This is a genomic window from Desulfovibrio litoralis DSM 11393 (assembly GCF_900143255.1).
Lineage (GTDB): Bacteria > Desulfobacterota > Desulfovibrionia > Desulfovibrionales > Desulfovibrionaceae > Frigididesulfovibrio_A > Frigididesulfovibrio_A litoralis.
The window spans coordinates 74,658-87,182 of the sequence record NZ_FRDI01000003.1 but is presented as its reverse complement, the minus strand read 5'-3'; the positions used below and the strand labels follow the sequence as shown (position 1 = coordinate 87,182).

Annotated in this window: 15 protein-coding genes; 9 read left to right on the top strand and 6 right to left on the bottom strand. The window is 35.8% G+C overall.

The window, feature by feature from the left end:
* The first annotated feature begins 5 nt into the window (after positions 1 to 5).
* Positions 6 to 845 (top strand): tol-pal system protein YbgF, encoded by an 840-nt coding sequence (gene ybgF, locus BT999_RS02770; protein ID WP_072696253.1) that lies wholly within the window; start codon positions 6 to 8, stop codon positions 843 to 845.
* Between the two features lie 54 nt (positions 846 to 899).
* Positions 900 to 1,373, top strand: a complete 474-nt coding sequence (locus BT999_RS02765; protein WP_072696252.1) for an NIL domain-containing protein — start codon at positions 900 to 902, stop codon at positions 1,371 to 1,373.
* A gap of 81 nt (positions 1,374 to 1,454) precedes the next feature.
* Here the strand turns inward: BT999_RS02765 and BT999_RS02760 are convergent, their stop codons facing one another.
* Positions 1,455 to 2,390, bottom strand: a complete 936-nt coding sequence (locus tag BT999_RS02760) for a PfkB family carbohydrate kinase (RefSeq protein ID WP_072696251.1) — start codon at positions 2,388 to 2,390, stop codon at positions 1,455 to 1,457.
* 48 nt (positions 2,391 to 2,438) lie between these two features.
* Positions 2,439 to 2,753 carry a divalent-cation tolerance protein CutA gene (gene cutA / locus BT999_RS02755; RefSeq protein WP_072696250.1) on the bottom strand — a complete coding sequence of 105 codons (315 nt, stop codon included), beginning with the start codon at positions 2,751 to 2,753 and terminating at the stop codon, positions 2,439 to 2,441.
* Between the two features lie 117 nt (positions 2,754 to 2,870).
* Here cutA and BT999_RS02750 point away from each other — a divergent pair, with 117 nt between their 5' ends.
* Both BT999_RS02750 and BT999_RS02745 read left to right on the top strand, forming a co-directional pair.
* The gene (locus BT999_RS02750; RefSeq protein WP_072696249.1) at positions 2,871 to 4,220 is read left to right on the top strand and encodes a sugar transferase; all 1,350 of its coding nucleotides are present in this window, start codon (positions 2,871 to 2,873) and stop codon (positions 4,218 to 4,220) included.
* Positions 4,221 to 4,732: 512 nt separating this feature from the next.
* Positions 4,733 to 5,629, top strand: coding sequence for a flagellin N-terminal helical domain-containing protein (locus tag BT999_RS02745; RefSeq protein WP_072696248.1), 897 nt, complete (start codon positions 4,733 to 4,735; stop codon positions 5,627 to 5,629).
* Between the two features lie 262 nt (positions 5,630 to 5,891).
* On the opposite strand, the gene larC is transcribed toward BT999_RS02745, so the two are convergent.
* Positions 5,892 to 6,716 carry a nickel pincer cofactor biosynthesis protein LarC gene (gene larC / locus BT999_RS02735; RefSeq protein WP_072696246.1) on the bottom strand — a complete coding sequence of 275 codons (825 nt, stop codon included), beginning with the start codon at positions 6,714 to 6,716 and terminating at the stop codon, positions 5,892 to 5,894.
* A 224-nt stretch (positions 6,717 to 6,940) separates the two neighbouring features.
* On the opposite strand from larC, the gene BT999_RS02730 reads away from it, so the two are divergent.
* From BT999_RS02730 to BT999_RS02710, 5 genes are all read left to right on the top strand, one after another.
* Positions 6,941 to 7,324 carry a desulfoferrodoxin gene (locus BT999_RS02730; RefSeq protein WP_072696245.1) on the top strand — a complete coding sequence of 128 codons (384 nt, stop codon included), beginning with the start codon at positions 6,941 to 6,943 and terminating at the stop codon, positions 7,322 to 7,324.
* 34 nt (positions 7,325 to 7,358) lie between these two features.
* Positions 7,359 to 7,517 carry a rubredoxin gene (gene rd, locus BT999_RS02725; RefSeq protein WP_072696244.1) on the top strand — a complete coding sequence of 53 codons (159 nt, stop codon included), beginning with the start codon at positions 7,359 to 7,361 and terminating at the stop codon, positions 7,515 to 7,517.
* Between the two features lie 102 nt (positions 7,518 to 7,619).
* Positions 7,620 to 8,828 (top strand): FprA family A-type flavoprotein, encoded by a 1,209-nt coding sequence (locus BT999_RS02720; RefSeq protein ID WP_072696243.1) that lies wholly within the window; start codon positions 7,620 to 7,622, stop codon positions 8,826 to 8,828.
* A 164-nt stretch (positions 8,829 to 8,992) separates the two neighbouring features.
* Positions 8,993 to 9,739: a class I SAM-dependent methyltransferase gene (locus BT999_RS02715; protein WP_072696242.1), complete on the top strand. Its 747-nt coding sequence runs from the start codon at positions 8,993 to 8,995 to the stop codon at positions 9,737 to 9,739.
* Positions 9,740 to 9,743: 4 nt separating this feature from the next.
* Entirely contained in the window at positions 9,744 to 11,480 is a 1,737-nt protein-coding gene (locus BT999_RS02710) for a YcaO-like family protein (protein ID WP_072696241.1), read from the top strand.
* A gap of 64 nt (positions 11,481 to 11,544) precedes the next feature.
* Here BT999_RS02710 and BT999_RS12480 read toward each other — a convergent pair whose 3' ends face one another.
* The 3 genes from BT999_RS12480 to BT999_RS02700 form a co-directional block, all read right to left on the bottom strand.
* Complete coding sequence (locus BT999_RS12480; RefSeq protein WP_178139303.1) at positions 11,545 to 11,721, bottom strand: hypothetical protein; 177 nt, start codon at positions 11,719 to 11,721, stop codon at positions 11,545 to 11,547.
* A 135-nt stretch (positions 11,722 to 11,856) separates the two neighbouring features.
* Positions 11,857 to 11,982: a hypothetical protein gene (locus BT999_RS12695; protein WP_281246530.1), complete on the bottom strand. Its 126-nt coding sequence runs from the start codon at positions 11,980 to 11,982 to the stop codon at positions 11,857 to 11,859.
* A 2-nt stretch (positions 11,983 to 11,984) separates the two neighbouring features.
* Complete coding sequence (locus tag BT999_RS02700) at positions 11,985 to 12,473, bottom strand: ImmA/IrrE family metallo-endopeptidase (protein WP_072696239.1); 489 nt, start codon at positions 12,471 to 12,473, stop codon at positions 11,985 to 11,987.
* Between the last annotated feature and the right edge of the window lie 52 nt (positions 12,474 to 12,525).

The following is a 12,525-nucleotide window of genomic DNA, read 5'->3' as shown; positions in this document are numbered from 1 at the left end:
ATTGAATGAAACTACGCCTTTTGACCGTTTTGGCTTTAATGTCTTTGTCTTTAACCGCTTGTGTAACAGGTGATAACAACAATGTTAACGCTCGTCTTGATGAACAAGACAGAAAAATTGCCGCTATCTCAAATCAGGCAAGAGAAGTTGACCAGATTTTACCGAGCCAGGCGGAAAGTTGGTCGCAAATTCAGGCGATGCGAAACGATATTGCCAGAATTAACGGACAGTTAGATGATATTAATATGCGTACTTCTCAAATTAATGATGCCGGACAGTTGCGTACGGAAGTCGCAAATTTAAGTGCAGCAGTAAGACAGATGGCAGCCCAGCTTGGCGTTGAAGTTTCAAGCTTAAATGCGGTTACTCCACCACCAAGCGATATGAATACAGGTATTGGAACACCACCAAGCACGTTTACTCAGCCCATAACCCAGCCTCAAACCGCTCCGCAAACGCAGGTAAATAGTGATACTGCAAAGGTTTTATATGATTCCGGAACTCAAGCGTTTAGCGAAAGACGTTATAAAGATGCCATTAAAATTTTTGATGATTTCAATAAAAACTTTTCTAAACATCAGTTGGCAGGAAATTCACAGTTTTGGCGCGGTGAGTCTTTTTTCCAATTAGGCGATTTTGCTAATGCCGCTTTGGCGTATCAGGAAGTTATTTCTAAATATCCGTCAAATCAAAAATTGCAATCAGCTTATTTAAAACAGGGAATGGCTTTTTATCGTGTGGGTAAAAAAGACGCCGCTAACTTACGTTTTAATGAGTTGATCAAAAAATATCCAAATAGCCATGAAGCTGCCAGTGCCAAAAAATTTATGGCAAGCAACAAATAAGCAGGGCGTTTAGCCTTTTGTCAACTGTATATTTTAAACTAGTAAGGGTCTGTTATGTCTAATCACAAAGACGCAAAACAAAAAAAGGTTGTATCAAATAACCCCACTTATTCTAAAATTGTAGAGCTATTTTTTCCGCCTGAACTTGCAAATAAACCTTTGGTTTGTATGTTGGTAAAGCGTTTTGATGTTACTTTTAGTATCTTAAAGTCTCGTATTAATCCAAAACGAGAAGGATATTTGATTTTATCAATTGACGGAACGGAAGAGCATTGCACTCTTGGGCTTGAATATCTTCAGGAACAAGGCGTGCGTGTTACTTTTGTTTCAAAAAGCATTGTTAAAAACGAAGAGTTGTGTATGCATTGTGGTATGTGTATTGCCCTTTGTCCTGTTTCGGCTCTTTCTTATGAACAAAGCACACACAAGGTTGTTTTTGACCCTGAGCGTTGTATTGGGTGTCGTGCTTGTGTTAAAGTTTGTCCTGTTAAGGCTATGTCTAAAGATAATCACGACGACGAAGATTAAAAAAAACTTTTTTGATTGTTGTAAACAAAAAACCTCACTGTATTTTATATAGTGAGGTTTTGTTTTTTAGCGAGGTTTTTTTTAATTAAAAGCTTTTTCGTAACGTTGTTGAAACTCTTTGAGTGTAAAAACGTGTTCTTGTGTTCCGGCACACTCAACGCAATAAGCGGCACAAGTTGCCCCGAACGCTGCTGCCTTTTGAATACTTGTTTTTTCACTCAGACCAAACAACAAACCGCTACGAAATGCATCGCCGGCACCTGTTGGGTCAACAACCTGAGAAACGGGAACGGCCTTTACGGCAAGTGGCGTTTGATAATCTTTTTTGTCTTGAATTACCGAACCATTTTCGCCGAGGGTTGTGATTATACAATTTCCGAGCGAGAGCAATTCTGCTTTTGTTTTTTGGGTGGATTTGCAAATCATTTCAAGTTCATAGTCGTTGCTGACTAAAATTTTAGAGTTGGCGACTCCGTCTAATAATTCATCAGCCGATAAAACGGGAATTTGTTGACCGGGGTCATAAATATAAGCTACTTTTGCCTCGGCATATTTTCTTACTAAAGTTCGCATATCTTCCATATTTCCCGGAGAAATTACTGCTAAATCTTTAGAGGCATCAAGTTGTTGAAAACTATGATCGCAAGGTTCTAATAAAGCAGAGGCACAAAAGGCGGTTAATTGGTTGTTGTGAGTATCAGTATTAATATAGGCGGCGGCAGTAAACTTGTTGTCTACACGTTTAATTCCTTTTAGGCTTAAGCCAAGGTTAATCATAACTTTTGCATAGCTATCAAAATCTTTGCCTGCGGCTGATAAAACTATAGGGCTTTTACCCAAAAGAGCTAAGCTATAGGCGATATTTCCCGCACAACCACCGCGTTTTTCTTCTAAATTTTCCACAAAAAATGAAATATTCATATTATGGATTTTATCCGGTAAAATAGAATCTGAAAATAGACCTTTAAAGTTCATAATTCTGTCAAAAGCTAAAGATCCTGATACATATATTGCCATGTTTGCTCCTTCGATTGAGGTTGTTTCATATTTTAATAATAATAATTTTTATTTTAAGCTGTTATCTATCCATGTTAAAAAATCTGAAGAACCACAATAGATAGGTAAACAGACAATACAAGGAGTTTCATAACTGTGCAACTCTTTTATTCTTTTCTCTATCTTGTAATAAAAAGCTTGTTGAGTTTTAAATATACAAGGAATTTCAACAGCTTTTTCTTGTTGAGCGTTCCAAGTATAATATGAAGTCATTTCAGGCATTATATTCGCACAGGCAATCAGTTTTTCTTGTAATAAGGTTTGAGCTATTTTTTCCGCTTCCATTTTGTTTGCAAAAGTAACGTAAATCATGCAATAATCCATATAAGCTCCTGATATAAATTGTAATCATTTAAAATTGTTCTTTATTATTCTGCTTGATTCTAATAAAATAAAGCTTATTATAAAAACTTGCAATTCATAAAAAGCGTGGAGGCTTACATGGACGGTTCACGTAAGTTTTGGTTTATTCTTCTTGATATTTTTTGTATTTTATTTGCTCTTGAAATTGCGGCGGTTTTTTTATTGCCCCAAGATTGGAGTCTGTTAACCGATTATACCGGTGCGACTACTTTTACTGTTTTACTGTTTATGTTGTCTTTTTATATTATGGACTGTTATAATATAGGACATGAAGATGTAAAAGACAGTATGATTCGCTTAGGTATGGGAATTTTTATCGGAACGCTCTTAACCACGGGTTTATTTTATTTTTTGGATAACTGGCGTTTCCCTCGTACTTTGTTTTTAATCCAAATGTTTTTAAATATGCTCTTTGCCGGGGTTTGGCGTTTAATATACATACACTTTTCAAGTAAACTTTTAAAAAAACAACGAGTATTACTTTTAGGTGTATCACAAGCAGACAGAGTGGCGGGTTTATTGAAAAAATATGCCCCTGATGCCGAGTTGGTCGGCTATTTGGGTGCTGAATGTATTGATGATGTGAATGCCGGGCAACACTTGGGTTCGGTGAATGATGTTTTAAGCATTATTGAACAACGCAAGGTTACAAGAGTTATTATGCTTGATGAGGGGTTACTTTCTCCTAAACTGGCAAAAGAGCTGTTTAACGCTCGTTTGAGTGGTTTGGGGGTTGATGATATGTTTAGCTTGTATCAGCGTTTAACTAAGCGTATTCCCGTTGATTTAATCAATGATAATTGGCTATTGCATCAAGACGGTTTTAATTTAAACGTACATAAAACGGCAAGACGTTTTAAAAGGGCGTTTGATATTTTGATTTCTACCTTTATGTTTATTCTCTTGTTGCCTTTTTTGGCGATTGTGGCTTTGATTATTCGCCTTGAAACTCCGGGTTCGCCTATTTATACTCAAAAGCGCGTTGGCTTACAGGGTAAAATTTTCACAGTGTACAAACTTCGCTCTATGGGGGTTGATGCAGAAAAAGACGGGGCAAAGTGGGCAGAAAAGTCCGACCCTCGTGTTACAAGAGTAGGGCGTTTTATTCGTAAAACGAGAATAGACGAACTTCCCCAGCTTTTTAATGTTTTAAAAGGCGATATGAGTTTAATTGGTCCTCGTCCCGAGCGCCCTGAATTTGTTGCCGAGTTAGAAAAACAAATTCCTTATTTTTATGTAAGACATAGCGTTAAACCCGGAATTACCGGTTGGGCTCAGGTGTTATATCCTTATGGCTCAAGCTTGGAAGACGCAAGGTATAAACTTGAGTATGATTTTTATTATATTAAATACTTGTCGACCTTATTAGAGATAAAGATCATCTTAAAAACTATCGGGGTTGTGTTATTTCCTAAAGGTGCAAGATAAAAAGATAAACAATTTATATCAACAGAGACGGTTATCAAAAAATAAATTTTGGTAGCCGTTTTTTCTTTGTTTGTAACAAAAACATCAGTTAATTCTTTGTTTTGAGGCTATCATAATAATAGTTGTAAGATATTTTCTGCAAAACACAAAATAGAACACTCATATGTTTTTATTTGATAGTGAACTTTATGGTTTTTGTAACTCAGAATGTATAAAATTAAAGTTAATCTGACTTGCAATGAGCTTTTTTTCCGGCTTTAAACTTTTATACCATGAATTAGCGGGTTATAAAATTATGACAAAGAACTCAAAAAAGGGTTTTGTAAGAGTTTTGTTTTAGCCTAAAGAGGTGTTGTGAAGGAAAAAAAGTCTTTATTTAAAAATAAAACAATAAATAAGATAGGAAAAAGTTGCATGGTTGTTTTGTAACATATTGAAATAATATATAATTTTTTCGTTGGCATTCCACTTGCTTTTATTCTCGTAACAAACAGCTCAAGGAGGAGTCCAATATGGCTTTGGTCATCAATCACAACTTAATGGCAATGAACGCTACTCGTAACCTTAATAATGCATACAGTAGCCTTGCAACTTCAACTCGTCGTCTTTCATCAGGTTTACGCATAGGTACAGCCGCTGATGATGCTGCCGGTTTGGCAATCAGAGAATTAATGCGTGCTGAAATTGCCGCTATGAACCAAGGTGTTCGTAACGCTAACGACGCAATCTCCATGATTCAGACCGCTGACGGTGCTTTACAAATTATCGATGAAAAACTTATTCGTATGAAAGAGTTAGCGGAACAAGCCGCAACTGGTACTTATAACTCTACCCAACGTTTAATGATTGATTCTGAATATCAAGCAATGGCTTCAGAAATCACTCGTATCGCAAACGCAACAGATTTTAACGGTGTTAGCTTGCTTAACGGTAACCTTTCCGGTGTTAATAACCACGACGGTTCCGGTCTTGTTTCAAAAGGTGAAATGAAAATTCACTTTGGAACAAGCAACAGCTCAGCAGAAGACTATTACTACATTAATATGGGTAATGCTACTGCTTCTGCCTTGGGTGTTGGTAACCAATCTAACCCAGCAGACGGTGGACACAGCGTTTCTACTCAAGCAAATGCACAAAAAGCTTTAGATGCGATTAATTCCGCGATTATTTCTAAAGATAATATTCGTGCCGCTCTTGGTGCTATGCAAAACCGTTTGGAAAACACCGTATCTAACTTGCAAATTCAGGCTGAAAACCTTCAGGCCGCTGAGTCTCGTATTTCTGACGTAGACGTTGCTTCTGAAATGACCGAATTTGTTCGTAATCAAATTATGACTCAAGCAGCAGTTGCTATGTTGTCTCAAGCTAACTCCCTGCCACAAATGGCAATGAAGCTCATAGGCGGCTAATCCGCACTTTCCATCGGCAGAGGATGACCAAAGATTTTAGCCGGGGAGTTTCCCCTCTCCGGCTAACACTTGGGGTATCTTTAATAAAAGCTGTTGGTAAATTTATAAAATACAAGCAGTTATTATGTCAAATTGATATAAAACTCTTATATGTTGGACTTATTTATATAGGAACCAACAGTAGAAAACAATCTTTTGTTAATTGGATAGTGCGGCAAGGCTTTATGGCTTTAGCCGCTCTTTCTTTTTTATAATCAATTTTTTATATCAAATTGCCTAAAGCAAAAATCGCCCCGTTTGGAACGTTTGGAAAATATCTGTTTCCATAAACCAGAGCCGTGCTTTTAACCTTCATGGTGGACCATTCGCCGAATGTTGCACCTAAAGTTTTTATTAAAGCCAAGGCGGTTGGTGTTAACGTTTCTCCGCTAGAATTTAAACCTTTAACAGCGACGCCGGGCAATAACGCCAAAACAGCAGGAGCAGGAGACCCTAAGGTTCCGTGAGCACAATTAATAACACCATCACATAAAGGCAGGGGAGATAAAATAAAACTTTTTGGATCTAAATAGTCAAATAAGGCACAAACAAGGCAAATATCCAAAATACTGTCTAAGGCTCCAACTTCATGAAAGGCTAAGCTTTCAATATGACAACCATGTACTTTTGCCTCGGCTTCTCCCAAAAGGTTAAAAGTTTGAGTTGCAAGTTTTTTGGCTTGATCGCTAAGCTCGCTTTTATTGATCATTTCCAAAATTTCTGAAAGATGTCTATGATTATGTGAGTGATCAAGGTTTGGCAAAGATATTTCCGCTTTAAAGCCCGAGATGTTGTTTAAACTATATTCTTTTATTTTAACACAGTTTTCCAACTCTTTAATTTTTAATTTTTTTATCAAGTCTTCTAACTCTATTTCGCCTAAATTTGCTAATTTTGTTAAGCCGGTTAATAAAATATCGCCGGATAACCCTGTGTATGCCCGAATAGTGATAGCAATATTATCAGATTTTTTTGATTCACAATCGTGATGATTGTGGTTATGATGATTATGTTCATGGTGATTTTTTTGATGGCTGTCTTTGTGCATATAATTTCCCCCATATTTATTTTTAGTATCAGCTTATTTTTTTTTTGAAAAGTACTTGCTATTTTATTTAATAGTAATTAATATTAATAACAGATCGATTGTTGATTAAAAAATGATTGATTTATGTAGTATATTATTGTATATAGAGTTATGCTTAGTTTAAGATATTCTAACATTTAAAACCATTTAAAACCATTTAAAATTTGGTGATAAGGAGACTTGAAATGACTAAGATGCTTGAAGTTTATAAATGTGAAGCTTGTGGTAATATTGTAGAAGTATTGCATGCCGCTGGTGGTGATTTAAACTGTTGTGGTCATCCTATGAAATTGATGAAAGAAGGAACCACAGACGGAGCTAAAGAAAAACACGTTCCTGTTATTGAAAAAATAGAAGGTGGATTTTTAGTTAAAGTTGGTTCTGTTGCTCACCCTATGGAAGAAAAACACTGGGTTGAGTGGATAGAGTTGGTTGCCGACGGAATAAGCTATCGCAAGTTTTTAAAACCCGGTGATACTCCTGAAGCTAAGTTTAAAGTTTGTTGTTCTTGCAGTGAAAATGCTTATGCTCGTGAATATTGTAACCTTCACGGACATTGGCGTTCATAATTAATTTAATAAAATAAAACGGTAGGATAAAATAATGAAAAGTTATGTATGTACAGTTTGTGGATATGTTTATGACCCATCTGAGGGCGACCCTGATAACGGCGTTGCCGCAGGCACTAAATTTGAAGATGTTGATCATGCTTGGACTTGCCCTGTTTGCGGTGCCGGCAAAGATGCTTTTGAAGCAGAATAGTTTTTTATGATTAATTAAACTTGTACTTTAGTTCTTTTGTAATAACTAAAGTACAAGTTTTTTATTTGAATTTTTTATTTATAATTTAATCGAGAGAAAAAAATGCAACCTTTAGAAATAAAAAAAGATATATTTTGGGTTGGTGCCGTTGATTATAATAGCCGTGATTTTCACGGTTATTCACTTTCACCTCAAGGCTCAACTTATAACGCTTATTTAGTTAAAGACGAAAAAAATGTACTTTTTGATACGGTTAAAGCAGAATCAGCCGATACCATGCTTTGTCGTTTACAAAAAGTCATTGATCTTGAAAAAATTGATTACATTGTTGTGAACCATGTTGAACTCGACCATTCCGGTTCTTTACCCAAGTTAGTTGAACTTTGTAAGCCGGAAAAGATTTTTTGTTCCGTTATGGGTAAAAAATCAATGGAAGGGCATTTTAACATAGAAGGTTGGCCTATTCAGGTTGTTAAAACCGGCGATGTTGTTAATATTGGTAAACGCAACATTCATTTTGTTGAAACCCGTATGTTACACTGGCCGGATAGTATGTTTTCTTATCTTGCCGAAGATAAACTCGTAATTTGTAATGATGCCTTTGGACAAAATATTGCCTCATCAGAGCGTTTTGCCGATGAAATTTCAAGATCAGCCTTAGATTTTGCAGTTAAAGAATATTATTACAATATTGTCTTACCTTTTTCGCCTCAAGTATTAAAAACCCTTGAACTTGTAAAAGAACTGAAACTTGATATTGATATGCTTGCCCCTGATCATGGTTTAATTTTTAGAGGTAAAGAAGAAGTTCAATATATTTTAGACCGTTATAAAACCCTTGCTGAACAAAAACCGCAAAAACGTGCTTTGGTTGTTTATGATACTATGTGGAAAAGTACAAAAAAACTGGCTTATTCTATTGCCAGTGGCTTTGAAGATGCGGGTGTTCCCGTTCAGATTATGGACTTAAAACAAAACCACCATAGTGCTGTTATGACTGCTTTAGCTGATTGTGGTGCTTTAGTTGTTGGTTCTCCTACTCATAATAATACTATTTTACCAACAGTAACAGGCTTTTTAAGTTATATGAAAGGATTACGCCCTCAAAATCGCATAGGTGGAGCGTTTGGTTCTTTTGGTTGGTCTGGTGAGTCTGTAAAAATTATTTCAGAATGGCTTGAATCAGCACACTTTGAACTGCCGGTAGAGCCTGTAAAATGTCAATTTGTTCCAAAACACGAAACTTATAAATTAAGCCACGCTATGGGTAAAACTCTTGGCGAAGCTTTAATTAAAAAATGCCAAAATTAATATAATCAATTAAACATGTTGTATGCTGTGTGTTTAAAAATAAGCTAACACGATAAAATGATTTGTAATTATTGAAATATCATTGTAGTTATTAACAGCTACAATGATATTTTTTATCTTATGTTTAAGAATTATATTTTTAACTTTTAACTTGTGATGCTTTTATGAATGCTACTTCTTTATTACCTAATGGAATACTCAACTCTGATAATCTTGATGAACTGATGGCTTGTGCCTCTTCTCGCTACAATGTAGAATTTGAAACTGTTAACGCCGGCGATATTAATCTTGAAGTTTTACAAATTACCAATATGCAAAGCGTATTGGACAATATGATTAAACAAAATAAAATTCATAATGCAATTAAAGATTTACCTTTATGGGCTAAAATTTGGCCGGCAAGTATTGTTTTGGGCTTTTTTTTGCGTCATGAACAAAACAAAGAGACCCAAACTCTATTGGAGCTTGGAGCAGGTTGTGGCGTTAGTGGGCTGATTGCCGCTAAATTAGGCTATAGCCGAGTAACAATTTCCGATATTAACGAAGAAGCTTTGCTTTTTGCTAAGATTAATGTTTTGAAAAACCAGCTTAATGATAGGGTTCAAGTAAAGTTTACAGATGTTGCCAAAAGTGTTTTAAACGAAAAATATGATATGATGATTGGTTCAGAGCTGCTTTATCTCGAAGAGTTGCACCGTCCGATAGTACGTTTTTTTTCAAGATATTTAAAAGAAGATGGAAGGGGCATATTAATTGCTGATTATCGCAGAAAGACAAAACATTTTGAAAAACTCGCCTCTCAATCTTTTAAACTTGAACAAGGACATATCGGTATAAAAACTAAAAATTCTGATGAAAATACACCCGATAAACAATTGTTTTCTATTTTAACCCTTCAACATAAAAGCTAAGATTATGATGAAACTGCAAACTTGTTTAAAAACTTATTCCAAAGATCAGGATAAAGCGATTTCTCCGCAAGAAACCATTGGCAGAGTGAGAGAAAAACTTTCCGGTTTAAATATGAAAATACTTTCCTCAACGGGGCGTGTTGATATTGACCGCTTGGGAATTCCGGTTTTTATTAGTGCTTGCGGGGCTGATGCCAGAGCTATTATGCCGACCAGAAAACAAATGGGTAAGGGCGTAAGCCTTGAACAGGCGGAAGCTTCGGCGTTAATGGAATTAATAGAGCGTTTTAGTTTCTTTTCATTTTTTGAAAATCAGGCTCCGACTTTGGTTTCAACTTGGACGGATGCCAAAAAAATATCACAAGAAGGTAAAATTTTACCACTGATTGATATTCAAGAATTAATTCGTTCTGCTCACGATAACATTGAGGCGGAAGTAGCGGAAAAAATTCTTGATTTAACAGAACTTGAATTTTATCCGGCTATTCGTATTTTAGACGGAAAGGAACTGCTTGTTCCTTTAGATTGGTTTAGAAAACTTGGCGAGTTTAATGGTTCTTCTGCCGGAAACACTGATGTTGAATCTATTTTACAGGGTTGTTCTGAGTTGGTTGAGCGTCATGTTTCTTGTATTGCCGATCGCACAAAACCTATTCTTCCAACTATTGATTTAGATAGTTGCACAAACCCCGTCTTAAAAGATTTGATCAAGAAATTTCAAGACAACAAGATAGTGCTTTTATTGAAAGATATGTCTCTTGGTCAAGCTCTTCCAACTGTTGCGGCTTTGGCTTATGACCCTGCTACTTTCCCAAAAACGTCAGAGATTGTTTTTACGGCGGGAACAGCCAGCTCGCCAACTAAAGCCGCTATTAGAGCGATTACCGAAGTTGCCCAATTAGGCGGCGATTTTGCTACCTCTTCTTGTTACGAAGCGTCGGGGTTATCTAAATATATGTCTCATGAAGAGCATGAATGGCTTGAAAAGGGCGAACTTGTTGCTCTTAATACGTTACCCTCTGTTGAAAATAACGATATTTATCAAGAACTTTTAGAATTTTGTAAACAATTAAAAGAAAAGCAGGGCTTAAACTTATATAGCCTAAGCACGACAAACCCTTTGCTTGATATTTCGGCAAATTATTCTTTTATTCCCGGTTTTAAATTTAGAGAAAGAGACGTAAACGCCTCGGTTGGACTTTTTATCGGTAGGTTAATAGTTGAAAGATACCTGCCGGTTGAAGCGAGAAAAAAAATAAAAAAATTGGCAGAGTTACAGCCTAATGCCCATTATTTAAAGTTTTTCAATGCCTTAATTAATTTGGAAGAAAAAAGTTCGGTTGAAGTCGCCGAAGAGTTTATTGCCGCACAATCTGAACAAACAGATAACGAATCAAAAGCCTTATGTGCTTTTTATGCCGGTTATGCTTATTCTTTGGTTGATGAATGGAAAAATGCAAAAAAACATTTTTATGAGGCTGTTACTCTTGAACCCACAATGAAGGAATATTGGCACAGACTGGGAATTTGTTTCTTTAAATTGGGAAGATACGAACAGGCGGCACAAGCCTTTCAACGTATTTTAAAAGATTTAGACAAAGGCTCGGCGTTAGATTATGCCAATTTGGGGATCTGTTTGGCGAAACTTGGGCAAAAAAAAGAAGCAATCGATAACTTAAGTATCGCCTTAACTCTTGACTCAAGTCTTGATTTTGCCGCTAAGGCGTTAGAAGAGTTATAGGATTAAAGTTGATAAAGGTAAAAAAGCAGTACTATTATGTTACTGTTTTTTTATTTGTATAATCTTATACCTTTCTGCAAGTATTACAAATTGTTTCAATCAGCTTAATTAGATCATTCATGGGAGTTTTATTGAGTAGCTTTAAAGAGGCTTCTTCCGAAGATTCTTTTGCTTCTTTTTTGTCTTTGTTTTTATATATATGGTGTAATAAATAACTTAAAAGTAAAGTGGGAACAGCCATTGACACAGTTCCTAGAATAGATAACCAAGGAGAAGCTTTGCAAAAACCTACAGCAATCACGATTAAACTTATAATACCACTAGCAAAATAAAACATTTTTTTAATTGTTGTAAGAAGATACTCAAACAGTTGAACTTATCTTTCATGCCTTTGTATCTCGTGTTGTAGTGTTTCGTCGTTCAATTTACTTTTGTGTTCATCAGAGCTACTAAGTTTGTCTACTGTGTCCTCTGACATTGGTCTCATTTTATCTGTATCCATCACTATAATATTCCTAGTTTTTCTAGTCTTATTTGCATAGCGATTTTTGAAACATCAAAATATTTAGCTAATTCTTCAACTGTATTGATACCATAAACACGAATAGCAAATTTAACAATTTCTTCTGGCATTAAAAGTTCTGCTGCAAAATTATTCGCTTGAACTTCTGGAATTTCATAGTTATGTAAATGGAAGTTAGCAGCACCATCTCTTTTTCTTGTGTCATGTAAAAGACAATAATGTCCTAGTTCATGAGCAACAGTAAACCGCATTCTTTGAGGAGATTTTACTAACGACTGGTTCACAACAATGCTAGGAATGTTGTTGTCGTCATAAAAAAACTCTCCCTCAATGCTGTTATTTTCTTCACGAGTAAAAAGACGTATGCCCATTTTTTGGGCAATTGCAAGCGGATTAACAGGTATTGATTCACCCCAATATTGTTCTAGCACTTCGTTTGCACTAAGGGGGCTGGTTAAAATAGTGTTCATATTATTGCCTCCTCTTTGTTTAAAAGTAATCATTATGAAAAAGAAGTCTACT

What these genes read in the sequence shown, in the direction of transcription:
- BT999_RS02700 (WP_072696239.1), bottom strand. Translation starts at nt 12,473, where the DNA reads ATGAACACTATTTTAACCAGCCCCCTTAGTGCAAACGAAGTGCTAGAA.
- BT999_RS12480 (WP_178139303.1), bottom strand. Translation starts at nt 11,721, where the DNA reads ATGGCTGTTCCCACTTTACTTTTAAGTTATTTATTACACCATATATAT.
- BT999_RS02750 (WP_072696249.1), top strand. Translation starts at nt 2,871, where the DNA reads ATGGACGGTTCACGTAAGTTTTGGTTTATTCTTCTTGATATTTTTTGT.
- BT999_RS02765 (WP_072696252.1), top strand. Translation starts at nt 900, where the DNA reads ATGTCTAATCACAAAGACGCAAAACAAAAAAAGGTTGTATCAAATAAC.
- rd (WP_072696244.1), top strand. Translation starts at nt 7,359, where the DNA reads ATGAAAAGTTATGTATGTACAGTTTGTGGATATGTTTATGACCCATCT.
- BT999_RS02715 (WP_072696242.1), top strand. Translation starts at nt 8,993, where the DNA reads ATGAATGCTACTTCTTTATTACCTAATGGAATACTCAACTCTGATAAT.
- cutA (WP_072696250.1), bottom strand. Translation starts at nt 2,753, where the DNA reads ATGGATTATTGCATGATTTACGTTACTTTTGCAAACAAAATGGAAGCG.
- BT999_RS02745 (WP_072696248.1), top strand. Translation starts at nt 4,733, where the DNA reads ATGGCTTTGGTCATCAATCACAACTTAATGGCAATGAACGCTACTCGT.
- BT999_RS02710 (WP_072696241.1), top strand. Translation starts at nt 9,744, where the DNA reads ATGATGAAACTGCAAACTTGTTTAAAAACTTATTCCAAAGATCAGGAT.
- BT999_RS12695 (WP_281246530.1), bottom strand. Translation starts at nt 11,982, where the DNA reads ATGGATACAGATAAAATGAGACCAATGTCAGAGGACACAGTAGACAAA.
- ybgF (WP_072696253.1), top strand. Translation starts at nt 6, where the DNA reads ATGAAACTACGCCTTTTGACCGTTTTGGCTTTAATGTCTTTGTCTTTA.
- BT999_RS02730 (WP_072696245.1), top strand. Translation starts at nt 6,941, where the DNA reads ATGACTAAGATGCTTGAAGTTTATAAATGTGAAGCTTGTGGTAATATT.
- BT999_RS02720 (WP_072696243.1), top strand. Translation starts at nt 7,620, where the DNA reads ATGCAACCTTTAGAAATAAAAAAAGATATATTTTGGGTTGGTGCCGTT.
- larC (WP_072696246.1), bottom strand. Translation starts at nt 6,716, where the DNA reads ATGCACAAAGACAGCCATCAAAAAAATCACCATGAACATAATCATCAT.
- BT999_RS02760 (WP_072696251.1), bottom strand. Translation starts at nt 2,390, where the DNA reads ATGGCAATATATGTATCAGGATCTTTAGCTTTTGACAGAATTATGAAC.